At 31.7% G+C, this 25,578-nt stretch carries 23 protein-coding genes; 19 read left to right on the top strand and 4 right to left on the bottom strand.

Annotated elements, in window-relative coordinates; translation table 11 throughout:
* The first annotated feature begins 1 nt into the window (after window position 1).
* On the top strand, window positions 2-499 hold the full coding sequence (locus tag EDB96_RS12845) for a GNAT family N-acetyltransferase (RefSeq protein WP_057117906.1): 498 nt from the start codon (window positions 2-4) through the stop codon (window positions 497-499).
* Between the two features lie 149 nt (window positions 500-648).
* Here EDB96_RS12845 and EDB96_RS12840 read toward each other — a convergent pair whose 3' ends face one another.
* Window positions 649-1,227, bottom strand: a complete 579-nt coding sequence (locus EDB96_RS12840) for a glutathione peroxidase (RefSeq protein ID WP_134141206.1) — start codon at window positions 1,225-1,227, stop codon at window positions 649-651.
* Window positions 1,228-2,018: 791 nt separating this feature from the next.
* Between EDB96_RS12840 and EDB96_RS12835 the strand changes: the two genes are divergently transcribed.
* The 4 genes from EDB96_RS12835 (at window position 2,019) to EDB96_RS12820 (ending at window position 4,549) form a co-directional block, all read left to right on the top strand.
* Complete coding sequence (locus EDB96_RS12835; RefSeq protein WP_057117904.1) at window positions 2,019-2,549, top strand: RNA polymerase sigma factor; 531 nt, start codon at window positions 2,019-2,021, stop codon at window positions 2,547-2,549.
* Complete coding sequence (locus tag EDB96_RS12830; RefSeq protein ID WP_134141204.1) at window positions 2,549-3,337, top strand: anti-sigma factor domain-containing protein; 789 nt, start codon at window positions 2,549-2,551, stop codon at window positions 3,335-3,337. Before EDB96_RS12835 ends, EDB96_RS12830 begins: the two co-directional genes overlap by 1 nt.
* A 91-nt stretch (window positions 3,338-3,428) precedes the next feature.
* Window positions 3,429-3,815, top strand: coding sequence for a DoxX family protein (locus EDB96_RS12825; RefSeq protein WP_057117902.1), 387 nt, complete (start codon window positions 3,429-3,431; stop codon window positions 3,813-3,815).
* Between the two features lie 2 nt (window positions 3,816-3,817).
* The gene (locus EDB96_RS12820; RefSeq protein ID WP_057117901.1) at window positions 3,818-4,549 is read left to right on the top strand and encodes a DUF3667 domain-containing protein; all 732 of its coding nucleotides are present in this window, start codon (window positions 3,818-3,820) and stop codon (window positions 4,547-4,549) included.
* A gap of 62 nt (window positions 4,550-4,611) precedes the next feature.
* Here the strand turns inward: EDB96_RS12820 and ccsA are convergent, their stop codons facing one another.
* Window positions 4,612-7,827, bottom strand: coding sequence for a cytochrome c biogenesis protein CcsA (ccsA, locus tag EDB96_RS12815; protein WP_134141203.1), 3,216 nt, complete (start codon window positions 7,825-7,827; stop codon window positions 4,612-4,614).
* 324 nt (window positions 7,828-8,151) lie between these two features.
* On the opposite strand from ccsA, the gene EDB96_RS12810 reads away from it, so the two are divergent.
* The 14 genes from EDB96_RS12810 to EDB96_RS12745 all read left to right on the top strand — a co-directional run bounded on the left by EDB96_RS12810 (window position 8,152) and on the right by EDB96_RS12745 (window position 23,705).
* Entirely contained in the window at window positions 8,152-8,913 is a 762-nt protein-coding gene (locus tag EDB96_RS12810; RefSeq protein ID WP_134141202.1) for a Rossmann-like and DUF2520 domain-containing protein, read from the top strand.
* Window positions 8,897-9,424: a KdsC family phosphatase gene (locus tag EDB96_RS12805; protein ID WP_134141200.1), complete on the top strand. Its 528-nt coding sequence runs from the start codon at window positions 8,897-8,899 to the stop codon at window positions 9,422-9,424. The genes EDB96_RS12810 and EDB96_RS12805 overlap by 17 nt, the downstream gene beginning before the upstream one ends.
* Before the next feature lie 114 nt (window positions 9,425-9,538).
* On the top strand, window positions 9,539-10,465 hold the full coding sequence (locus EDB96_RS12800) for a geranylgeranylglycerol-phosphate geranylgeranyltransferase (protein ID WP_082586818.1): 927 nt from the start codon (window positions 9,539-9,541) through the stop codon (window positions 10,463-10,465).
* Window positions 10,458-11,042, top strand: a complete 585-nt coding sequence (locus tag EDB96_RS12795) for a Maf-like protein (RefSeq protein ID WP_134141199.1) — start codon at window positions 10,458-10,460, stop codon at window positions 11,040-11,042. Before EDB96_RS12800 ends, EDB96_RS12795 begins: the two co-directional genes overlap by 8 nt.
* A 10-nt stretch (window positions 11,043-11,052) precedes the next feature.
* A complete protein-coding gene (locus EDB96_RS12790; protein WP_057117896.1) occupies window positions 11,053-11,583 on the top strand; it encodes a mechanosensitive ion channel domain-containing protein in 531 nt (176 codons plus the stop codon).
* 102 nt (window positions 11,584-11,685) lie between these two features.
* Window positions 11,686-12,786 (top strand): AI-2E family transporter, encoded by a 1,101-nt coding sequence (locus EDB96_RS12785; RefSeq protein ID WP_057117895.1) that lies wholly within the window; start codon window positions 11,686-11,688, stop codon window positions 12,784-12,786.
* 293 nt (window positions 12,787-13,079) lie between these two features.
* Window positions 13,080-14,693, top strand: coding sequence for a hypothetical protein (locus EDB96_RS12780; protein ID WP_317126470.1), 1,614 nt, complete (start codon window positions 13,080-13,082; stop codon window positions 14,691-14,693).
* A gap of 185 nt (window positions 14,694-14,878) precedes the next feature.
* Window positions 14,879-15,397 carry a hypothetical protein gene (locus tag EDB96_RS12775; RefSeq protein WP_057117893.1) on the top strand — a complete coding sequence of 173 codons (519 nt, stop codon included), beginning with the start codon at window positions 14,879-14,881 and terminating at the stop codon, window positions 15,395-15,397.
* A gap of 298 nt (window positions 15,398-15,695) precedes the next feature.
* A complete protein-coding gene (locus EDB96_RS12770) occupies window positions 15,696-17,222 on the top strand; it encodes a hypothetical protein (RefSeq protein ID WP_243839341.1) in 1,527 nt (508 codons plus the stop codon).
* Window positions 17,223-17,404: 182 nt separating this feature from the next.
* On the top strand, window positions 17,405-19,936 hold the full coding sequence (locus EDB96_RS12765) for a PIG-L family deacetylase (protein WP_134141198.1): 2,532 nt from the start codon (window positions 17,405-17,407) through the stop codon (window positions 19,934-19,936).
* A 113-nt stretch (window positions 19,937-20,049) separates the two neighbouring features.
* On the top strand, window positions 20,050-21,768 hold the full coding sequence (locus EDB96_RS12760) for a sodium:solute symporter (RefSeq protein ID WP_134141197.1): 1,719 nt from the start codon (window positions 20,050-20,052) through the stop codon (window positions 21,766-21,768).
* A 17-nt stretch (window positions 21,769-21,785) separates the two neighbouring features.
* Entirely contained in the window at window positions 21,786-22,214 is a 429-nt protein-coding gene (locus EDB96_RS12755) for a hypothetical protein (RefSeq protein ID WP_134141195.1), read from the top strand.
* 221 nt (window positions 22,215-22,435) lie between these two features.
* Window positions 22,436-23,038, top strand: a complete 603-nt coding sequence (locus EDB96_RS12750; RefSeq protein WP_134141194.1) for a hypothetical protein — start codon at window positions 22,436-22,438, stop codon at window positions 23,036-23,038.
* A 40-nt stretch (window positions 23,039-23,078) separates the two neighbouring features.
* On the top strand, window positions 23,079-23,705 hold the full coding sequence (locus EDB96_RS12745; RefSeq protein WP_057117888.1) for an MCP four helix bundle domain-containing protein: 627 nt from the start codon (window positions 23,079-23,081) through the stop codon (window positions 23,703-23,705).
* Between the two features lie 266 nt (window positions 23,706-23,971).
* Here the strand turns inward: EDB96_RS12745 and EDB96_RS12740 are convergent, their stop codons facing one another.
* Both EDB96_RS12740 and EDB96_RS12735 read right to left on the bottom strand, forming a co-directional pair.
* Window positions 23,972-24,814, bottom strand: a complete 843-nt coding sequence (locus tag EDB96_RS12740; protein WP_134141193.1) for a DUF2911 domain-containing protein — start codon at window positions 24,812-24,814, stop codon at window positions 23,972-23,974.
* 70 nt (window positions 24,815-24,884) lie between these two features.
* Complete coding sequence (locus EDB96_RS12735) at window positions 24,885-25,547, bottom strand: HAD family hydrolase (protein ID WP_134141192.1); 663 nt, start codon at window positions 25,545-25,547, stop codon at window positions 24,885-24,887.
* Between the last annotated feature and the right edge of the window lie 31 nt (window positions 25,548-25,578).

Here is a 25,578-nt window from a genome sequence, read left to right as displayed (position 1 = left end):
TATGAATATTGTTTTAAGACCAGCAACATCAAATGATTTACAAAAGATTTTAGAAATCGTAAATCATTCGATTTTACATACAACGGCTAATTACAGCTATGAAATTCAAACTCTAGAAGTTCAAAAAAAGTGGTTTGAAGATAAAACAGCCAAAAATCTACCGGTTGTTGTAGCCGATCTAGATGGCGAGGTCGTTGGTTTTGGAAGTTACGGACAGTTTCGCGAAAAAATCGGATATCAATTTACGGTTGAACATTCTGTTTATGTAGTCGATCATGTAATTGGAAAAGGAATTGGATCTAAACTGTTGGCAGAATTAATTCGCTTGGCAAAAGAACAAGGTTATCACGTAATGATTGGCGCAATTGATGCTGACAATGCAGGTAGTATCGCTTTTCACGAAAGATTTGGTTTCGTAGCAACGGGTACAATTCGCGAAGTGGGCTACAAGTTTGATCATTGGCTCGATTTGGTTTTCATGCAGTTGATTTTAAAATAACTATATTTTTGTCAGACTGAGCAAAGTCGAAGTTAAGCAAAGTGATTCAGCAAAACAGGACTTCGACTTTGCTCAGTCTGACAAACAAAAAAAAATCCGTAAATCTCAAAATTTCAGATTTACGGATTTTTTTTTCATTACTTTACTTATTAACTTTTTATCCAATTAATAACTTCTGGATCTGTTGGTAAAGTTCTTGGTTTAATTACTTTTACCAATTCTCCTTTTTCATTAATTAAGTATTTTTGGAAATTCCACTCTACTTCAGAATCTTGTAAGCCATTTTTAGATTTCTGAGTCAGGAATTTGTAAATATCAGCCATATCATTTCCTTTTACTGAAATTTTGTTCATCATCGGGAAAGTTACGCCATAATTCTGCTGGCAGAAAGATTCAATTTCCTTCGCTGTTCCAGGTTCCTGCGAAGCGAAGTTATTTGCTGGAAAACCTACAATTACAAAACCTTTGTCTTTATATTCTTTGTAAATTGCCTCTAAATCTTTGTATTGAGGAGTCAAACCGCATTTTGATGCTGTATTGACAATCATGATTTTTTTACCTTTTAAAGATGCAAAGTCAAAAGTATCTCCTGATAAATCTTCAACTTTAAATTGATAAATGTTCTCTTTTGCCATAATTTCTGTTTTAGGTTTATGGCTCGTTTGAGCCTGAACTTGCGATGCTATCATAAATAATGCACTGCAAACTAAAATTGCTATATTTTTCATCGTATAATTTTTTATAAAATTAGCTAAAATCCGCTTTACTAAAACTCTTTTCTTTCTTTAAATTTTATTAATCAAAAGTTAAATAAAAAAATGAAGCCTAACGTTAATCAGACGTTAGGCTTCCCCCCATACAAACAAATCAAACCATGAATTAATTATTATGCAATCTTTTTATAAATAAAATAATCTATATGTTATCGAATTATAGTTGATGACTCGGTTATAGTGAAAATCTTCTTAACCCCCAATGTCAAAACGAACTTTTCAAAATATTTTCAAATGGCTTGTATTGATGTAACTTTTAAATGGTGTAATTCACTCTAACAATTAAAAAAATCTTCGGTTTGGAAGTCCGAGTGCATCAACTATACTATATTTAGTTTTCAACTTTTCAAAATTTAAAGAACAAATTCATAACGTTTCTCATTTAGAGCTTTTAATCAACATCTCTTTTCTAAAATCAACTTTATTAAAAACAGTCAATGCTAAAACAGTTGTCAATCCTACGATTAATATTTTAATTGCATTTCTCTTATTCATAATATCAGTTTTTAGAATCGCTTTTCATTTTTAATATATTCTTTTTCCTACTTCTAAATTTATTTACGAAATTGGATTGTTTTTGGTTTTAAAAAAAAGTAAAAAAATCATATTTTTTTTTAAACCCCTTTATTTTCCTAGGGTTTAGACTACAAAAAAAATAAAAAAAAATCCGAAAAAAATAAATTATCTTTATAACTGGTTACCACCAGCTGTCTAACTTTTTATGTTTAAACTTAAAATCCAAATCTATGAGTCAAGAAGAATTGTTAGTTTTAATTTACAAAAAGGACGAAAAAGCTTTTACACATTTATATGATATGTATTCTAAAAGCTTATTTTCTGTCATTCATGTCTTAATCAAAAATCGAGAAGAAGCAGAAGATGTTTTACAAGACGTCTTTGTAAAAATCTGGAAAAACATCGATTCTTATAATGAAAGTAAAGGACGATTTTACACTTGGATTCTTAATATCGCTCGAAACACTTCGATTGATAAACTTCGTTCTAAAAACTTTAATAACAGCCAAAAAAACCTTTCCTCTGATAATTTCGTAAATCTGTTAGATGACAGTAATAAATTAGCTAATAAACTTGATGCAATTGGAATTCAGGAATTCGTAAAGAAACTTAAACCAAAATGTATTGAAATCATCAATTTGTTATTCTTTAAAGGATATACCCAGCAAGAAGCTTCGGAAGAATTAGCCATTCCACTGGGCACGATCAAGACACAAAACAGAAACTGTATTAACGATTTACGTAATTATTTAAAAATATAATGGAAGCACAAGAATATATAGAATCAGGAATTCTAGAGTTATATGTATATGGCTTACTAAGCGAAAAAGAAAACCTAGAAATAGCTGAACTGGCAAAAAACAATCCTGAAGTTGATCAGGAAATTATTTCGATCGAAAAGGCTATAATTGCTTTATCTTCGAGCTTCTCTCCTTTCCATTCTGTGGAGAATTTTGAGAAAATAAAAGCCCGTCTGGAACTTAAACATGGCAAAGTAGTCGATATGAAACCAGCTTCAAACTGGTCTCAATATGTGGGCTGGGCCGCGGCAGTATTATTATTGCTTGGTTTAGGCTATCAAACTTTAGAATTAACAAAAACTAAGGAAGCAATTTCAAATGTTGGAAATGAAAAAAATAAAATCCAAAGAGAGTATGCTTATTTAGATCAGCAAAATAAACAAACAGAGAAAAACCTGAGTATTGTTAGAGATATCAAAAATACTGGTGTAACTCTTGGCGGTCAGGCTGTTTCTCCTACATCTTTTGCAAAAGTGTATTGGAATAAACAAACTAAAACAACTTATATTGATGCCGCTGGTCTGCCAACGCCTCCAAAAGGAATGGTTTATCAAGTTTGGTCTTTAAAATTAAGTCCAGTTCTTACGCCTACAAGTATTGGTTTACTGGATAATTTCGAAGGAAATAGACAAAAAATCTTTGCTGTAAGCCAGACCGATTCGGCAGAAGCGTTCGGTATCACGCTGGAACCTGCAGGAGGAAGTTTAACTCCAACAATGGAACAATTGTATACTTTAGGAAAAGTTTAAAAACTTAAATATTTATAAATGCAAAGCGTATATTAAGTACTTTTAATATGCGCTTTTTTATTTTTACAAAATAAACTCTATCAAAAGATCTATGAATGGAACTTTACTTTTAAGAATTGCAACTGCAATCATTTTATTAACTCATTCTGTTTTCGGAATGTTTAATAACGGAATAAATGATTTCGGAAATTTATTTTTAAATCAAATTGGCTTTGCTCCTTTTGGTGTTTTTCTGGCTTGGTCAATTAAATTGTCGCATATTGCAGCGGCTATATTACTGCTTTTAAACAAATATGTAAAACCTGCAGGATTCATAACTATTTTTATTTTGCTTATGGGAATTATTCTGGTTCATTTTCAGGATGGATGGTTTGTCGTTGGCGGTGGAAGAAATGGTATAGAATATAATTTTTTATTAATTTGTGTTTTATTAGCGATTATGTTCCCAAATGGATTTAAATTAAATTATAAAGATTAGTTATGATGAAAATAACTTGTAAAAACTGTCAGCAAGTTTATACTGGTAATTACTGCAATAATTGCGGCCAAAGCACAGAAACACACAAAATTAACGGTCATTTTTTATGGCACGACATACAGCATGGCTTATTCCATTTTGATCAGGGAATTCTCTTTTCTTTAAAGGAACTATTTACAAGGCCTGGAGATACTGTTCGCGAATTTATTGAAGGAAAACGCGTCAGACATTTCAAACCTTTATCTTTGGTTGTTCTGTTAGCAACTTTTTATGGTTTTTTATTCCATTATTTTAATATTCATTATTTAGCAAATGATTCAAATGATGCATTAGATTATGAAAATCTAAATGAATGGATTACAACACATTTCTCTTGGGTAACAATTGCTACAATACCGTTATATACAATTGGTACTTATATTGTTTTTAGAAATCAGGGATATAACTTTTTTGAATTTTTTGTTCTCAATACTTTTAAAGCTTCACAGCGGCTTTTTGTCCAGATTTTGACATTTCCAATATTATTTTATTTCAACAGTACGCATAATTTACAGCAGTTTTCGTTTGTAACCTATCTAATAGGTATTATATTAATATTTTGGACCAACATTCAATTTTTCAATAAAATATCAAAAACACGAGCATTCTTTTTATCGATACTTAGTCATATCATATTTTTAATCTGCTTTACAATTGTTTTTGCAGTAATACTTTTAATTACAGGTAACTTTTAAAAAACAAAAAGGTTCAACATTAAGTTGAACCTTTTTTTGAATTAATAATTCCTTTGAATTATTTATTTCTTTACTTTTTTACTTTTATAGTACTTTCTATATTTTGGATAGGTAACAGCTCCAATAACACTAATGGAAATCAAAGTGTAATAAACCCAATTTAATGAATGCGCTTCTCCGCTTGCGTAAGAATGCAAACCAACCAAATGGAAATTTACTCCATAATAAGTAAACAGAATTGAAACAAATGCAAACATACTCATTAAGTTGAAGAACCATTTTCCTCTTAAAGCAGGAACAAAACGAGCGTGAATTACAAATGCATAAATCATAATCGAGATTAAAGCCCAAGTTTCTTTTGGATCCCATCCCCAGTAACGTCCCCAGCTTTCGTTTGCCCATTGTCCGCCTAAGAAGTTTCCAATAGTAAGCATGATCAAACCAATAGTTAAAGCCATTTCGTTGATATATGTAATCTCTTTTAAATTAAGTTCCATTTTGGCTTTATTTTTCTCAGTTGTAAAGAAAATCAAGAGCAATGCAACAAAGCCTAAAATAAATCCTAATGCAGTTGGACCATAACTACCAACAATAACTGCCACGTGAATCATTAACCAATACGAGTTAAGAACTGGCTGTAAGTTTGCAATTTCAGGGTCAATCCAGTTCATGTAAGCCGCCATTAAAATCATAGCAGTAACAAATGCAGATGACGCCACTGTTAATTTTGATTTTCTGTCAAAAGCCAATCCGAAGAACATTGTAGACCAAGCTACATAAACGATTGATTCGTAAGCATTACTCCAAGGCGCGTGACCAGAAATATACCAGCGTGCAATTAATCCTAATGTATGAATTGCAAATAACAATCCGACTAAAACATGGAAACCATCTATTGTAATACGAAGCCATTTTTTCTCAAAGAAAATGTTCACGATAATAAAAATGAACATAAAGCTTGCTACTGTAATATACCAATACGGTAATTTTTGAAAAACGTCGTATTTATTATAAGCTATCTCAGCATCGATTTTGTCTTCACTTGGTCGTACTTTGCTACCAAATTTCTTTTGAAAACCATTAATGCTTTCAACTAAATTGTCTGCTGTGTCAAAGTTTTTAGCAATTGAACCGTTGTTTAGGGCACTAAAATATAAAGGCAGAATTTGGTTAACGTAAGTTGAATCCATTCCTTTAAAGCCATTATTATTGCGTTCTAAATAAGAAACCCATTTATGATTTGGATCGTTTGGAACCGGGAATATTCTCAAAATGCTTCCGCTTAAAGCAGATTCCATTAAGTTTACTTTTTTATCTGTCTCAACAAAATCTTTCTCAAAATTATTTGGATTTGCAGCTTTGTAAGCCTCATCCAAATAAGGAGATAATTTATAATTTCCCTGCTCATCAAAGAATTTCACAAACGGAGCGTATTGATCTTTCGAATCAATTCCGATAATTTTACGAATACTATCATTTCCAGATTTAATATAAATCAAAGGAATCTGAATCCAAACCTGAGCATATTGCGTCATCGATAAGAAAACCTGATCAGAATTCATTCCATTGTAAGTATCCTTATGGCTTACTTTTCGAAGTAACTCAGACGAAAACGTATTAATAGGCTTCATTCTTCCGCCGGCATCTTGGATAATCAATCGTCCAAATTTTGCTGCGTGCGATTCTGGTGCTTTATAAATAGTTAATAATGAATCTAATTGTTTTTGACTTGGCGGCGCTGTAACATGATTAGCATGATCATTAGGATCTGCGGTATGCGCGTGATCGTGATCATGAGAATGAACATGTGGAGTCTGCTGTGCAAAACCACTTAAGCTTATCATTAAAACTAAAATAGTAATTAGCTTTTCTTTTTTCTTTTTAACCGCTTCTAGTTTACGTTTCAAATCACCAAAACGAGAATGTTTTGTAAACATAATTGCCATAAGTCCTATATAAAGTAAAAAATAACCCAAATAAGTAATGTTAGTTCCCCAAAAATCATGGTTTACAGATAAAACAGTTCCTTTTTCATCTGGATCAAATGAAGACTGGAAGAAACGATATCCTTTATGATCTAAAACGTGATTCATAAAAATATCATAATCAAAAGTTTCTGTAGAATCCTGGACAGTAACTTTACTTTTATATGAAGAATAACTTTTTTCGGTACCAGGATATTTTTCTGCTATAAAATCGTTCAATTTTATTTTAAAAGGTAAAATGTATGCTTTACTTCCATAAAATAAAGAATATTCAATATTACCAATTTTAACCGTTTTAGCCTCTCCAATCTGGCCTTTAGAGCCCATCAGCATTACTTCTTTTTCTTGTCCTTCAGCTTTAACTTTTACGACCAAAGCGTCTGTATGAGATTTAGCTTTAAAATCATTATTTGATTCATATTCAACCTTACCTTTCATAGCTGGATCTGGAAAAACAATACGAATATCGCCTATACTATATAAAGAACGCATCATAAGAGGCTGTACGTTATCTTTTGTGACAGTACCTTTAAATTTGTCTGCCATTCGCATAAATTCTCCTTCAAAAGGAGTTTGAATCGTATATTTTTCTCCAGTTGTATTAATATTTATCGCACCGTCAGTTTGTTTATTTAAAGCAAATAAAACATTGTGAATATTTTGAACCTCACCTTCTTTAAGATAATGTTCTTCACGTCCGCCGGCACCAGCTTCTACTAATTTAAGATATAAAGTTCCGTTTGGATCTGGTTTAACCACTTCCTTCGCTCCCATTATATAATTAGAGTATGTAACTTCAAAAGGTGTTTCATCAAATTTTCCAGAAACACTGAAATCATTATTAGTAACAGGAGATAATAACAGATTTTTTTCAAAAACCCTTCTTTTCATCTCCCCTTTATATTCACCATCCACAAAAATGGTTAAGAAAGTTTTATCGGAGTAAATTTGATTTTCTGCAGCGCCTTCGCGAATAGGCATCATTCCTTCATAACTAATGTAACGGGTAATAAAAGCTCCTAAAATGATGAAAATAAAAGAAATATGCAGTAAGAATGTTGCCCACTTTTCTTTTTTAAGCAGTTGATAACGTTTAATGTTTCCGAAGAAATTGATCACAAAAACAAGCATTATCGCCTCAAACCACCAAGTATTGTAAATAAGTATTCTGGCTGTATCGGTATTGTATTTACTTTCGATAAAAGTTCCAACACCCATTGCAATTGCGAATGTTAAAAAAAGAACGGCCATTAATCGTGTAGAAAACAAAAAAGAGAATATTTTTTTATCCATTTTTAAGGAATTACATTGTATAAAAGTGGCACAAAAGTACTTAAAAATGTTGATTTGAGGTATGTGATATTTGTTAATAAAAACCAAATATATAGCAAGAAATTTGATCAAATTCTCAAAAAAGTAAACTTATTTTTACAAAAACAAACATTTACAATATAGCTGTCTTGATTATTTTCTTATAAATTAAAATAGATTATCATACTTTAATCTTGGCAATTAGAATAATGTCTGAAAATAAAAATCATATTAGTACCCTGCAATCTGTCGCAAAAGTTTTCATTACAAATTATCTTTATAAAAAATAATACTAATTTTGCTCTTATGATTCAGATAACAATAATCGGTTCCGGCAACGTCGCACAGCATTTAATAAAAGCTTTTGATACAAGCAAAACTGTAGAAATTAAACAGGTTTTTTCAAGAAACAAGGAAGCTGTGGCTCATTTGGTTGATTATGAAAAAATTATTTCTGACTACAGTGAATTACAGACTGCTGATCTACATATAATTGCAGTTTCAGACAATGCAATTACCGAAGTTTCAGAACAACTTCCATTTAATAATCAGTTTGTAGTTCATACTTCTGGAACATCACCAATAGATGTTTTAGATGAAAAAAATCGCAGGGGCGTTTTTTATCCGCTCCAGACTTTTTCTAAAAATAAAAATATAGATTTTTCTATAATTCCTTTTTGCTTAGAGGCTGAAAATACTGCTGATTTTAAACTTTTAGAATCTGTAGCTAAAAGTGTTTCTACAGCCGTTTATTCGATAAATTCAGAGCAGCGAAAAGCACTTCATGTCGCTGCAGTTTTTGTGAATAATTTTACCAATCATCTTTATCAAATTGGACAAGAAATTTGTGAAGAAAATCAAGTTCCTTTTTCAATACTAAGACCTTTAATTCAAGAGACGGCGGATAAAATTAACACGCTTGATCCAACTGAGGCGCAGACAGGTCCTGCAAAACGTGAAGATTCCAAAACAATCAATGCACATTTGGATTTTTTACAAAATGAAAACAAAAAAAAAATCTATAAAATCCTAACACAATCTATACAAGATAATGGCAAAAAGTTATAAAGAAATAATGAATGACATCACAACGTTTGTTTTTGATGTAGACGGCGTACTTACAGACAGTTCTGTTTTTGTAACCAATGAAGGCGAAATGTTAAGAACAATGAATATTCGTGATGGTTATGCTTTAAAAGCAGCAATCGAAAGCGGTTTCAAAGTATGCGTTATTTCTGGCGGAAGCAATGAAGGTGTCCGCATTCGTCTTCGTAATCTGGGTGTTAACGACATTCATTTAGGAACTCCAAATAAAGTAAAAACTTTTAAAGAATACACCGAAACTTATAATATTAAGCCTGAAAATGTGTTGTATATGGGAGATGATATTCCTGATTTTCATGTAATGAAATTAGTTGGACTTCCAGCCTGCCCACAAGATGCAAGTCCAGAAATTAAAAATATCTGTCGTTACATTTCACACGTAAAAGGCGGAAGAGGCGCTGCAAGAGACGTCATCGAACAAGTTATGAAGGTGCAAGGGAAATGGATGGAGTATTTTGATGGAAAACACGATTAATTAATTGTGAATTATCAATTATAAATTGTTAATGAACGTAACATTTATATTTTTACAAGCCATAAACATAAAAATCTTAGAACCTTAGCAACTTAGCCACTCAGAACCTCAAAAATGAAATACCTAAAACTTATTCGTTATAAAAACTTATTAATGCTTGCTTTTATGCAGCTTCTTTTTCGTTATGCATTTTTAAAACAGCAGGATATTCCGTTAGCATTGTCAGACTGGCAATATGGATTATTGGTTTTGAGTACTGTTTTGCTAGCCGCAGCGGGTTATGTCATTAATAACATTTATGATGTTGCAACCGATAGTATTAATAAACCTAACGACGTGGTTGTTGGTAAAGGAATAACAGAAACGGCGGCTTATAATATTTATATTGGTTTAAATATTTCTGGAGTTGCCATTGGTTTTATTCTGTCGAATATTATTCTGAGACCAACTTTTGCTTCGCTTTTTATCTTGATTGCTTCTTTATTATATTTTTACGCAACAACCTTAAAGCAAATTATGATTTTGGGCAATTTTGTTGTTGCATTGCTTCTTGCTGTGAGCGTTTTAATTATTGGAGTTTTTGATCTTTTTCCAGCAACAACTGCTGAAAATCAAGCGCAGATGGCAAGTCTTTTTTCAATTCTAATAGATTATGCCTTATTTGCTTTTATGATTAATTTTATTCGTGAAATAGTTAAAGATATTGAAGATGTAAATGGAGATTACAATCAAGGAATGAATACATTACCCATTGCTATTGGAATTAATAGAGCTGCCAAAATTGCTTTAGGCTTTGCCGTTATTGCGTTTATATTATCTGCGCTTTACAGCAATATTTATTTTATGGAGAACAAGCTTTATATTGCTGTCCTTTATTCGTTTGTTACAGTTTTAGCCCCATTATTATATTTCATAGTCAAAATATTTACTGCAAAATCTCAAAAAGATTTTCATCATTTAAGTACTATTTTAAAACTTGTTTTATTCTTCGGAATTTTATCAATCTTGGTTATCGCCTTAAATATCAAATACAATGCTTAAAGAAAAACTACAAAAATATAAAATCATTTTAGCTTCTGGTTCGCCAAGAAGACAGCAGTTTTTTAAGGATTTAGATCTTGATTTTGAAATTCGATTAAAAGATATTGAAGAGATTTATCCGCCAGAATTAAAAGCAGTAGAAATAACCGATTATCTGGCCGAACTAAAAGCTAAAGCTTTTGAAGGCGAGTTACAAGAAAATGAAATTTTAGTAACGAGTGATACAATTGTATGGCATCAAAATAAAGCATTGGGAAAACCAAAAAATGCGGAAGAAGCTTTTGAAATGATCAAATCAATGTCTAACGCTACTCATGAAGTAATTACTTCTGTATGCTTTAAAACTGCTGACTCTTCTACTCTATTGCATGATAATACAAAAGTTACTTTCAATGATTTATCTGATGAAGCAATTTTGTACTACATAGAAAATTATAAACCTTACGACAAAGCTGGCGCTTATGGCATTCAGGAATGGTTTGGTTTTATGGCAGTTGCAAAAGTTGAAGGCTCTTACACCAATGTTATGGGGCTTCCGACAGCAAAAGTTTACGAATTTTTAAGTACATTAGTGTAAAAATTTATTTATGTTTTCTTTTAAAGAGTATAGCCGCGAAATCTTAGCTACCATAATTCTCATTCTTATATTGATTGTTCTTAGAATGGTTATTGCAAAATTGATAAGACGTTTTGCCTCTACTAGTCATTTGTTTGAACATCGAACCAATTTAGTAATCAAGTACATTAATATTTTAATGAATATATTGGTTACAACCAGTTTAATTGTGGTTTGGGGCGTTGAAACGCAAGATATTTTCATTACTATTTCTTCGATTGCAACTGTAATTGGAGTTGCTATGTTTGCGCAATGGTCGATTTTGAGCAATATTACTTCTGGAATGATTTTATTCTTTTCTTTTCCTTTTAGAATTGGGGACACGATAAAAATACATGATAAAGATTTTCCTATCGAAGCGGAAATTGAAGACATCAATACCTTCCATGTGAGCTTAAAAACAAAAGAAGGCGAGAAAATTATTTTTCCAAACAATTTATTACTGCAAAAAGGAATCTCTATTATTCCCGCCAAATATGAAGAAAGAGAGTTTTTTGATTAAATGTTAATGGGAATTCTATAACGCCGCGAAGAAAAGCTAGAACAGAAAAGAGCAAATAAAGTGTAATATTTGTTTTATAAAACCAGCTTAAATCTTCAAATAATGACTCGGCCCATAACTTTACCTTTTTATGCAAAGCTTTGCTTTATACTTGTTACTTTAATTTGTTTTGCTTTTATTTTTTGTACTGGAAAAGATATTCTGACTCCAGTTTTAATGGCATTTTTATTTGCTGTTCTACTACTTCCCATTTTTACCTTTTTAAATACAAAATTTAAATTCCCAAGGCATTTAGCCGCAATAGTTTGTCTTTTAATTTTTCTATCTTTCATTGTCGGTATTTTGGTTTTCATTTCCTATCAGGTTACTTATATGGCGAATGATTTTGATACCATAAAGAAAAATGCAAATACTTTTATCATTGAAATTCATAAATTTATTAGAGAAAATTTTCAAGTAAGCATTGGAGAACAAAAAAAATATCTGGATACAGTAACAAAAGATTCAGTTAAAAACGGCCAGGCTACAATAGTATCTTCTATAATATCTATAAGCGATGTTCTTTTGGATAGTACGATTATCGTAATTTATACGTTTTTGTTTTTAATATATAAAGAGCATTTTAAATTGTTTTTAGCTAAATTAATAAGCCAAGAAAATCATCCGGTTTTAAAAGACATTCTTTCGCAGATAAAAGTTTCTGTAAACAATTATATTGTTAGTTTAATTATTGAAATGATTGTTGTTTCCATATTAACCAGTTTAGGATTGTGGATTATTGGCATTAAATATTTTATATTGTTAGGACTTATAACTGGAATTTTAAACCTAATTCCTTATATCGGAATTTTAATTGCCGGAATCATTACCGTATTAGCATCATTAACTGGATCTGCAGATACTTCTGTTATTCTTGGAATTCTGATAGTAAATATAATTGTTCAACTTATTGATAATAATCTGCTTGTGCCATTAATTATTAATTCTAAAGTTGAAATCAATGCGTTTGTTTCTATTATGGGAATTATTGTTGGCGGCGCTGCAGCAGGAATAGCCGGAATGTTCTTAGCCATTCCGCTTTTAGCCATTCTAAAAATTATATTTGATAGAATTGAATCACTTTCACCTTGGGGATATCTCATGGGCAATCACGTACCTAGGAAATTTAAATGGAGAATAAGAAGGACTTCTGTTGAGCATTAAAAAACTTATTTTTTAAACCTATTATTTATTCCTATATTCATAAACAATAAAATTATTAGAAGTAAAATTACCGAATGTCTTTAAACAATAAAATAGTATTTTTTATTCTGTTATGCTTTTGCTTGCAAGGTGTATATGGACAAGTAGATCAAACTAAAAAAGAGCCAAAACCTCAAAAAGACAGTACTGAAATCTATAACAAAATCCGAAATTATTCTAAAAGAAATAAGTTTACGCAAACTATGCATAAACTATTTTTTAGATCGAGGAAACCAAAGAAAAAAGAAGAACTTTTGGTAAAAATAGACTCTACAAATTATGAAGGCAAAATTATTCGAAATATAAATATTATTACATTAGATCCGTTTGGTCATTCTGTTGCAGATACCACACAAGTACCCAAAAACTGGGGAGAACGAACAGGAAACAAGCTTCATTTAAAAACAAAAAAAATAGCGATTTATAATTTATTGTTATTCAAACGAAATACACCTTATAATACCTATAAAGTTTTAGAATCTGAGCGTTTGATTCGTTCCCAGCGTTATGTGACCGCCGTTCGAATCTCCAATCAATCTGTCGGAAAAGCATCTGATTCTGTAGATGTTACAATTAGAGTTTTAGATTCCTGGAGTACAATTCCGAGATTTTCTATTTCGAGCAATCAAGTTTCGATTGGTTTTAAAGAAAAAGATTTTTTTGGCTCTGGACAGCAGCTGGAATACCGTTTTACGAATCGATTTGATGATGGACGAAATGCTAATGAAGCAACCTATACCGTTCCGAATATCAAAAACACTTATATCAGTACCATTCTTCACTACAAAATGGACTTAGATAATAACTATATCAAAAGCATTGATGTAGAACGTGATTTCTATTCTCCTTTAACCAAATGGGCGGGCGGAGTTTATGTTGATGAATATTACCGACGAGATACGCTTCAAGCTCCAGATCTTTCTTATGCCTATCAGCCGATGAAATATACATCACAGGATGTTTGGGCTGGACGAGCTTTTAAAATGTTTAAAGACGATCATGATGCAATAACAAATCTTATTACAACTGCGAGATTTTTAAATGTCAATTACAGCGAATCGCCAACAGAAGTTTATGATCCAGATCATTTTTATTCAAGTGAAAAACTGATTCTAAGCGGTATCGGATTGAATACTCGAAAGTTTATCAAAGACAGTTATATCTTTAGAAATGGACAAACGGAAGACGTTCCTATAGGCAGAATATATGGAGTAACATTTGGCTATCAATACAAAAACACATTTTGGAGGCCTTATGTCGGCGCACAATTTTCATTTGGAAATTACTATCGATTAGGATTTCTAAGTATGAATTTTGAGGCTGGAACTTTCTTTCATCAATCTAAAACCTACCGTACTGCTTTTTTATTTGAATCGAATTATTTTACAAAGTTGTACAGTATTGGGAACTGGAAATTAAGACAATTCGTAAATCCAAAATTTGTTTTTGGCATAAACCGTGACAATGTGATTGGTGACGAACTTAATATAAATGAACAAAATGGTTTAGCAGGATTTAATACTGCATTGTATGGGACTAGTAAAGCTGTTTTATCACTCCAAACCCAAACCTATTCTCCGCATGCATTATGGGGGTTTCGTTTAAATCCATTTTTTAATTACTCCATTGCCGTTTTAGGAAGTCCAGAAGTCGCAATGACTAAAAGCAAACCGTATTCTAAACTCACCCTAGGATTGTTGGTTAGTAATGACTATTTGGTTTTTAGTTCATTTCAGCTTTCAATTTCATATTATCCAAGTATTCCGCTTCAGGGCGATAATGTTTTCAAAACAAATACTTTTGAAACTACAGATTATGGACTTCAAAGCTTCGAACTTGCAAAACCAAGAGTTGTTGATTATAAATAATTTTATTTTTTTTCTAAATTTTCAAAAAAGCGTAAAGCAATTTATAATCAATAATTTAGCATAAAAATTTTATAAAAACGACTCGTCGAAATGCATTTTTATCCGATAAAATACATTTGCTTTATTTTTTTGGCACAGTATATGAATATCTTTGAACAAGATTAACATTTAAAAAAATAAACAAAATGAAAACGATAAAATTAGCAATCGCCGGATTATTTCTAATGGTTGCAAATGCCACGCAAGCCCAAGTATCGATAAACGTTAACATAGGAAATCCTCCAGCTTGGGGTCCTGCAGGATATAGCGAAATGGAATATTACTATCTTCCAGATATTGAAGCTTACTATGATGTTCGTGCTGCCCAATTTATATATTTTGGAGGAGGAAGATGGGTTAGAACAACTTACCTGCCAAGACAATATAGAAACTATGATTTATATGGTGGTTATAAAGTAGTTTTAACCGATTATCATGGTAGAACTCCTTATACTTATTTTGATCGTCATAGAGTAAAATATTATAAAGGATATCATGGTGCTCCACAAAGACCATACAAACCAAGACCAGTTTATGGTTACAATGATCGTCGTCATGACCACAGAGATTACAAACATTATGACAAACACGATAAGCATCATGATAAACATGATAGACATGATGATCGTCACGACGACCATGATCACGGACGTGGAAGAAGATAATAATAAATCACTAGTTTTCAATACAAGAGAGTATCAAATAATATGATACTCTCTTTTTTTTGCGAATTTAACTTTGAACTTTTGTTAAATCTTTGTAATTTACATATAAATCACTGAAAAACAGTTAGTTTTAAAAAATTAACCATTGTTTAATGAGATTCTGACTTATATTTGCACCGAATTTTAAAAATCCAAAAAAGAAATTTATGAAAAAGAATGTTTATTTGCTTTCATTTTTAACAATGTCACTATTAATAGGCTGTGACAATAATGATGATAACAAAAACGATAACAATCGTTGAATAACATTACTATTACTTCAGATCAAAATGCTTTAAGTCAAAGGCTTGATTATACCAATTCTGGAGTAATTTCTATTGAAAACGGTTCTTTAACAGGAAAATCTGCTGACAACACTATTACAACTTTCCCTTTAGTTCAAATTGCTGAAGTAAAACCGCCAGTTGATGCTAACGGAAAAACATTACAAGCAAGCCACGTTACAGTAAACGGAAACTATGCTTATGTTTCTTATATCACAAGAGGCGATGTATATTCTGGAGCAATCGATGTAATTGATGTTTCAGATCCATATAAACCAAAATTAGTTACATCAGCTTTAATTCCAAATACTGATATTACATCTCTTACCTACTCTAATGGAAACTTAATTATTGGAGCAGCAAAAGATGTAGATAAAGACCCTTTGCTTGCAAACAATCCTGCAATAGTTTTTAATATGCCTTTAAGCTCTGGATTACTTACTGATAAAGTAACGACTAATTATTTAGAAAGCAGAGTTACAACAGATGTAGCAGCTAATTCTTCTAATTATTTTGCTGTAACTGGAGATAACGGAAGCTTGTTTAAAATGAGTACTTCTACTAAAGCAATTACTGGTAAAACTGCAATGTCAGATCTACGTTCTATTGCATTAAGTTCTGATAAAGTCGTGACTTTGAGTGGAAATAAAGGAGTTAACATCTATAATCAATCGACACTTGCTTTGCAAAAAAGCTTTACAACTTCTACAGATATAAGCGGTGCAAAAAGAACAATGGATATTGATGGAACAAAACTTTTGGTTTCTGAAGGTCCAAATGGTCTTGGCGTTTACGACATCAACAGCGGTTCTAAGTTACAAACAATTGGAATTACTACTGCTGGTGAAGATAATGTTACAAATGCTGTTTCTGTAAACGACGGATATGCATTTCTTGCAAATGGTGCTTTAGGCCTTAATGTTTATCAATCAGGAACTCAATTAAGTTTATTAGGTTCTGTAGGAATTGCAGGTTCTTCAAACTACGTAAAATCAAGCGGAAACTATATTTACGTTGCCAGCGGAACAGGCGGTTTGAAAATCATTAAGATGGAAAAACCAAACACTACATTTGCCAGTTGTTCTTCATACGGAATTTATAATCAAGGCAGAGATTTGATTTTAAACTCCAATGAAATTAAATCTTACCAAGGTGCAACAGCTATTAATTCGGCAATTGTAAATTCTGGTGCAGTTTTAACACATTGCGGCGCTATAACTGTTTTAAGTAACTTAACTTTAAATACCAATGGTACTTTTAATATGAGAGGAAGTTTGTCTCAAGGTAAATATCTACAGTCAACAGAGCTTATCATAAATAATAATGCAGTATTACAAATTGAAGGTTCGGTTGTAATTTGGGGAGATTTAAGATTAAACAGCGGTGCTAAAATTAATTTCATCGGAAACGATTCTTCTATTACAATCTACGGGAAAGTTACAAAAGGAAGTAATGTTACAATTACAGGAACTTACAAAGACACAGAAAACAAGTTGAAATAAACAATAGTTAAATTTCAAAACCTAAATATTTTGAAAGCTGCCAGAACTAATCTGGCAGCTTTTTTTATTTTAACTGCTTTAATTAAGGTACAATTATTGTGCGTTAACAATTCATTTAAATAATCTTCCATAAAATAATTAGTATTTTTGGGACAATTTCAGAAAACAACTAACTCATTACCATGCGAAAAATACAGATCCAAATCTTTCTTTTATTTTTTATAGGTTTTCAAACTTCATTTGCACAACAGCCACAAAAACCAAATTCGGTTGAAATTTACAATCAAATCAAAAAATTGAACTTTTTAGGCTCTGTATTATATGTAGCTGCACATCCTGATGACGAAAATACTCGAATGATTTCGTATTTGGCAAATGAGATGAATGCCAGAACTGGTTACTTATCGTTAACCCGCGGTGATGGAGGACAAAACTTAATTGGACCACAATTACGTGAATTATTAGGTGTTATAAGAACGCAAGAACTAATTGAAGCCAGAAAAATTGATGGCGGAGAACAGTTTTTCTCCCGTGCAAATGACTTTGGTTTTTCTAAAAATCCAGATGAGACTCTAGATATTTGGGACAAAGACAAAGTCTTAGCAGATGTGGTTTGGACAATCAGAAAATTTCAGCCGGATATTATTATTAATAGATTCGATCACCGTTCGCCAGGAACAACGCACGGTCATCATACATCCTCAGCAATGTTGAGTGTTGAAAGTTTTAAATTAACCAATGATCCAAAAGTTTACCCAGAACAATTGCAATATGTAACGCCGTGGCAGGTTAAAAGACAATTTTTTAATCCGTCTTGGTGGTTTTACGGAAGTCAGGAAAAATTTGATGCTGCTAATAAATCTAAATTTACTAAATTAGAAACTGGGGTTTATTATACTGGAATTGGGAAATCCAACCAAGAAATTGCAGCTTTAAGCAGAAGCCGCCACCAATCTCAAGGTTTTGGAAGCACAGGAGTTCGTGGCGAAGAAACCGAATATTTAGAACTTATTAACGGCGAAAACCCAAAAGACAGAGATAATTTATTTGACGGAATTGACACAACTTGGAATCGAGTTAAAAACGGAAAACCAGTTGGTGACTTAATTACTTCAATTATTTCGAAATATGATTTTAGTAATCCATCTGCAAGTATTCCAGATTTAGTAAAGGCTTATTCTATGATCGAGGGTTTGGAAGATACACATTGGAAAACTATTAAATCTGCTGCTATAAAAAATATTATTGCATCATGCTCAGGATTATATCTTGAAGCGGTTTCAAATGAGCAGGAAGCAACTCCAGGAAGCACAATTAGATTGAGTCTTGAAGCTATTAACAGATGCAGTGTTGATATGCAATTGGCAAGTGTAACAACATTGCCGGACAATAAAACTACAGTTCAAAACAGCGTTTTGAAGAATAATAACGATCAGAGAATCAATCTTCAATTACAACTTCCAAACAATATTGAGTATACACAGCCTTATTGGCTAAAAGAAAAAGCAACAGTTGGAATGTACACAGTTTCTAATCAGGAAAATATTGGTATTCCAGACATCATCAGAAATGTAAAAGTTGTTTTTAATGTAAAAATAAACGGTGTAGAAATTCCGTTCGATCGAACTGTCGTTTACAAATATAATGACGGTGTAAAAGGTGAAATGTATAATTTTCTTGATATTGTACCAGAAGTTACAACCTCAATTTTAGAAAAAGTTTTGATTTTTAGAGATACTAAAAGCAAAATGATTCCTGTAAAAGTCCGCGCAGGAAAAGACGATGTAAAAGGAAATTTACAATTAGAATTGCCAAAAAGCTGGAATGTTTCTCCAAAAGAAATTCCGTTTGTTTTGGACAAAAAAGGAAACGAGCAAATATTTTATTTTGAAGTAACTCCTCCTGTTAACCCAGAAGAAGTTGTGGCAAAAAGCATTGCAGTTGTAGACAACAAACGTTTTGATAAAGATCAAACGATTATAGATTTTAGCCATATTACGAAACAAATGGTTTTAAAACCAGCAGAATCTAAATGCATTCGAATAGATTTGAAAACTTCTGGAGATGCAATTGCTTACATTATGGGAGCAGGCGACGAAGTTCCTGAAAGTTTAACTCAAATGGGATACAAAGTTTCTATTTTAAAACCAGAAGAAATTACGCCAGAAAAATTAGATTCCTTTAGTACTGTTATTACAGGAATTCGCGCCTACAATACAGTAAGTGCTTTGGCTAACAAACAAAATATACTTTTTAATTTTGTTAAAGGCGGTAAAAACATGATTGTTCAGTACAATACTAACGGAAAATTGGTGACCGATAAAATCGCACCTTATCCGTTAAAATTATCTAATGACCGTGTGACCGAAGAAAATGCAAAAATTACTTTTCTAGCTCCAAATCACCCAGTTTTGAATACGCCAAATAAAATTTCTTCAAAAGATTTTGAAGGCTGGACACAAGAACAAGGTTTGTATTATCCAAATGAATATGATCCTGCCTTTACTCCTATTATTTCGTCACATGATAAAGGAGAATCTGCTAAAGATGGAGCTTTATTAGTAGCTCCGTACGGAAAAGGATATTATATTTACACAGGTTTGAGTTTCTTTAGGGAATTACCAGAAGGTGTTTCTGGAGCGTATCGATTATTATCGAATATTATTTCTCTAAAACAGCCAATTGAAGCTCCTAAACAAGACATAAAGCAATAATTATGGAAGCGAAAAAACAAAAAAAATGGAAAAAAAGCTACACCTATGTTTTGGTCGCTAATGCAATTTATATTGCTATTTTTTTCTTAATCATGCAATTATACTCATAACCTATGCAGCTATTTGACTGGATCGTACTTATTGTAACCTTATTATTTATTGTTGGATATGGTTCGTGGAAAACCAAAGGCAGTAAAAATGTTGAGGATTTTATTTTAGGAAATAATGAAACGCCTTGGTATACTGTTGGACTTTCTGTTATGGCAACCCAGGCCAGCGCCATTACTTTTTTATCTACCCCTGGACAAGCTTATCATGACGGAATGGGCTTTGTGCAATTCTATTTTGGTCTGCCAATTGCCATGATTGTGATTTGTGTAACGTTTATTCCGCTATATCATAAAACCAAAGTTTATACCGCTTACGAATTTTTAGAAAGAAGATTTGACGTAAAAACTCGTTCTCTTGCCGCTATTTTATTCTTGGTTCAAAGAGGTTTAGGAACTGGTTTAACAATTTATGCACCGGCAATTATTTTGTCAGCGCTTTTAGGATGGAATTTAACCATAATGAACATTATAATTGGAGTTTTGGTTATTATCTATACTTTTTCTGGTGGAACAAAAGCCGTAAACGTGACACAGAAACAACAGATGTTTGTAATCATGTCTGGAATGTTTATCACTTTTTTCCTGATTCTGCATTATCTTCCAAACGATATGACTTTTAACAGTGCGCTACATATTGCAGGAGCAAATGACAAAATGAATATTGTTAATTTCTCCTTTGATCCCGAAGAAAAATATACTTTTTGGAGCGGTATTACCGGCGGTTTCTTTTTAGCACTCGCCTATTTTGGAACAGACCAATCACAGGTTGGACGCTATCTATCAGGAAAATCGGTACGTGAAAGCCAGATGGGATTAATCATGAACGGACTTTTAAAAGTTCCGATGCAATTTTTTATTCTTCTAACAGGAGTAATGGTTTTTGTATTTTTTCAATTCAATCCAGTACCATTAAATTTTAATCCGAATAATAAAATTGCTATTGAAAAATCTGCATATAAAGGAGAATATCAGGCTTTAGAAAAAAAACTAGAAAAACTTTCTGAAGATAAAAAGGTAATCAACTTATTGTATATCGATCAGTTGAATCAAGATTATGATAATCCGATTTTGCGCAAAGAATTAGTTGCTTTATCTAATAAAGAAAAAGATCTTCGCGATAAAGCCAAAGAAATTATTTCAAGAGCCGACAGCAATTCTGAAACCAACGATAAGGATTATGTGTTCTTTCACTTTATCCTTCATTATTTACCAAAAGGACTTATAGGATTGTTATTGGCCGTTATTCTTTCAGCGGCAATGTCATCGACGGCTTCTGGACTAACTGCATTGGCTTCTACAACCGCAATTGATATTTATAAGCGAAACGTCAGTGAGAAATCAGAAAAGCATTATCTGAATGCTACAAAGTTTTTTACACTTTTCTGGGGAGTTGTTGCCATACTTTTTGCCTGCGTTGGAACTTTGTTTGAAAATTTAATTCAGCTCGTAAATATTATCGGATCTATATTTTACGGAACGGTTTTAGGTATATTCTTAGTTGGTTTCTATTTACGAAAAGTTCAAGCAAAACCAATGTTTATCAGTGCGATTATCAGCCAGCTTACGATTTTTGTAATTTATTATTTTATGATTTACAGTCAGGAAAAACTAGGTTATTTATGGCTTAACTTTATTGGAGCAATTTTGACAATTGTATTAGCGTTCTTATTGCAGTTTTTATTTTTTAAAGGGAAAATAGATTCAGAAATATTAGAAAGTTAATTTTAAATTTATTTTTTATGACAAAGCGTGAATTTTTATTTCATTTAAATGGAGCTAGTTTTGTTGCTTTTAAATTTGCTGAAAAGTTTGTCAAAAATAAATTAGTAACTGATTTTAAGTATAATTTAATGCTTACAGTTGCAAGTAACATTGATGGCTCAAATAAATTCGACATATTTCCTGAAGATAATAACATAATAAAGTTAGATTTAACTGATAATGAGGTTGTAGATATATTATATAGAAATAACAAAATTCCAGTTTGGATCGACATTAGTGTTTTAAAATCTAGTAGAAAAACCACAACTTTTAATTTATTATGTTCAGGCAAATACACTGATGACAAGAATGAATACTATTATAACGATAATGGCTCTGGTCCATTTGGAGTTAAAGGTCCTAACTTTCCAATAAATTATAAAGAAGGAAAAAAATTTAGATTGTAAAAATTAATAAATCTGCCTACAAATAATCCTACTGCCCTAGCCCTGATGGAATTGGCATCCTTTTGTGCCGGGGTTCGGCACAAAAGATATAGCGGACAGCAGGAAACAGCTTCAAAAAATATACTTCAATATTAAAAAATTGTAAGTAAAAGTGCTATTTTAGTTCTTCCAAATAATCTTAAAAGATTAACCAAAAACAACCATAAACCAAAGAACTATAAATGAAAATTTCTGACGATTTAGAAAAACTGCTCCCATTCGGTTACCTTTTCCTAATTTTAATGGGAATCCTAAAAGACAGTATTTATTATTATCAATTTGGAATCAATATTTTAAGATACTCCACAATTATGGATGTGTTAATTAGTCCAATTGCTGAGTTTACTTCAAATCCAATTATTCTAGCTACGATTATTCTAATGTTTATAGCACATTTTTATCTGCCTGCATATTTAGCTAAGAATAAAGACAAAGCATTTATAAAAAAAACTTTTGAGTTAAAATCGACAGATGAACTATCTGCAGAAGAAACTAAAAGCTATTACAACGGTATTGCTATAAAATCTCTTGCAATAATCTTATTGTCATTCTTTTTAGGTTACGGACTTGCAGGTGGTTATTTTGGCAAAGAAAAGCTGAAAAACAACAAGTTAGAATATAGTTATCAATTGGATTTTAATGAAGGTGAATCTAAAAATGTATCTTTAATTGGTAATAACAGTTTGTACTATTTTTATTTTGTCAAAGGAGATAAAACTATAAAAATTACACCTTTGGCATCAATAAAAAACATACAACTGATTCAAAACAAAATGATTAATTAAAAAAGTCTTCTTTTTTAATTTCTCCAAAAAAACATCATTTATGAAAGATCTAAAAAAATACAGCAATAAAATGAAGGCTGCTTTTATTCTATTAGTAGTGATGTTAATCATTTTATTAGGAAACTTTAATACTCTTCGAAACTCTAAAAACGTAAATGATAATATCAATGCGATTTATAAAGATCGACTGGTTGTTGCACATTATATTTTTCAATATTCTAAAGAACTTCACTTTATAAAAGCTGAAGCTGAAAAGCTAAATTTAAACGACACTATAAAGAAGAGAGAAATCAATCACACTTTAGACATTATTCATAACATAGATGATTTGTATGCTAAAACGGTTTTGACCAATAAAGAAAAACAGCATTTTGATATGTTTTTGCAGTCTTGCAAAGAAATAAACAAACAAGTAGAAAATAAAAATTGGAACGAAATTGCCAATTCTAGTGCAAAAGCACTAAAAACATTAGAATCATTATCGCAGATTCAAATTGAAGAAGGAAAAGCCAAACTGGCTGCTGCTAATGCGATGTACAGTAAAAACAATAGTCTTGGCCAGCTTCAAATTGCGCTTCTAATTATTCTGGGCGGAATTACCTTTTATCTTTTGATCAAGAAAATAAAGAAAACCATTAAAATTCCTGAACCACCGAGTTTGAATTGAAATTTTAGTTTGTTTTGTTTTAAGTTTCAGGTTTAAAGTTTCAGGTTTCAAGTTTCAAGTTTACCGATCAGTTTGTCATTCCGAGGAACGAGGAATCTCACTAGTAAGTCGACAACAGTTTGTACCCCCCCGAGTAAGATTCCTCGTTCCTCGGAATAACTAGAGAATCAAAATATTTTTCATCAAAGCCAAAAAAAAATTCCAAAACCCTAAAGCTTTGGAATTTGGAATTTTATATTTGAGAGATTTATAATTTGCAAAAATTATTATCTGCTCCACTCAGCGATACTGTCTTTATTCAATTTTACGTAATCGGCATTATTTGCTGCTTCTGCAGATGCCAATGACGCTTTTGCAGTTTCAATTGCTCCTTTTTTATCTCCTTGTTTTGCTTGAATCTGTGATTTTAGTCTCGTTACATAGTATGGTTTGTCTGTACTCATATCAAGAGCTTTGTCTACGTAAGTTCTTGCAGTTTCAATGTTTCCATTTGATTGAAATAAATATTGAGATGCTGCATAATAATCATTCCAAGTTGGACCTGCTAAAGTTTTTTCAATACTTGCCACAGCAGTTTTAGCGGTTGGAACTTCAAATTTTAAAGCAACATGAGAGTTTTCCCAAGACATTTCTAAATAACCAAAATTTGGATCTAAACCATTAATTCCAATTGTAAATGTCTCAACTGGTGTTGGTAATGCATCTTCTTTTACAGTAGTTTTTAAAGCAACATAAGCATCACTCCAGTTTTCTGGTAATCCCCAGTTATCTGTAGAAAGATAAAAAATAACGTCCCAGCTTTCAATTCTTGGAACTGTATAAACTGCATATTTCCCTTTCTTTAAAGTTTTTCCATCAATTACCACATCGTCACTGAAGTTGATGATCGTATTTTCATTAGCTCCAGTTCTCCATAGTTTCCCAAACGGAACTAAATTCCCGAAAACCGCTCTTCCTCTTGCTCCTGGTCTTGAATAAGTAACTTCAACATCAGTTAAACCAACAGTTTGTTTGATATATCCTTTTGGACTTGCTTGTGGAGTTTTTACTTGTGCTTCTGATGCTAATGGTGCTAAGATCAGGGCTAATGCAATAAGTAGTTTTTTCATTCTTATGATTTTTTTGTTTTGTTCAAATTTACAAATTCAATAAGGGAACAAATGTTAAATTTTATATAATTCAAGACTTTAACTGTGATATTTTTTCGGCATTTAATTCGTTAAAATGATCTATAACTAAATCTGCTTCTTTTAAATCCTGCAGGTTAGAATGCTCACTTTTATATCCCACACAAAATATTCCAGCTGCTTTCGCCGCTTTTACTCCGTTTGTGCTGTCTTCAATTATAATACAATCTTCTTTTGGTGCAATAGAAAGAGAAGCAGCGTGAAGAAATATCGCCGGATTTGGCTTTGACTGCGGAAAATCTTCACCATTCACAATATGCGTAAAATACTGATGCAGATTGAACCTCGTAAAAACACGATCGATGGTTACTTTTGATGCAGAAGAAGCTAAAATTAATTGTATTCCGTTATTGTACAAATCTTTAATTAAATCTTCAACACCATCCAAAAGATAGAGATCTTCTTTAGTATCAAATGCGTCATTAAAAATATTACGTTTTCTCTGAATCAAATCTTCCACTTCCTGCTCTACAGATGGGAAATAACTCTTCAAAGTTTGAAATGTATTTCTAGTAGAGAATCCTGTAAAAGAAGTGTACATCTCTTCAGGTACTTCTATATTTAATTCCGAAAATTGTAAATAATAGGCATAACGGTGAACAGGCTCTGTATCTACAATTACGCCATCCATGTCGAAAATTACTGTTTTAATCATTTTTTTTAAGATTCTGAGGTTCTAAGGGGCT

The organism is Flavobacterium sp. S87F.05.LMB.W.Kidney.N, from assembly GCF_004366435.1.
GTDB lineage: Bacteria > Bacteroidota > Bacteroidia > Flavobacteriales > Flavobacteriaceae > Flavobacterium.
This window is presented reverse-complemented; position numbering and strand designations above follow the sequence as displayed.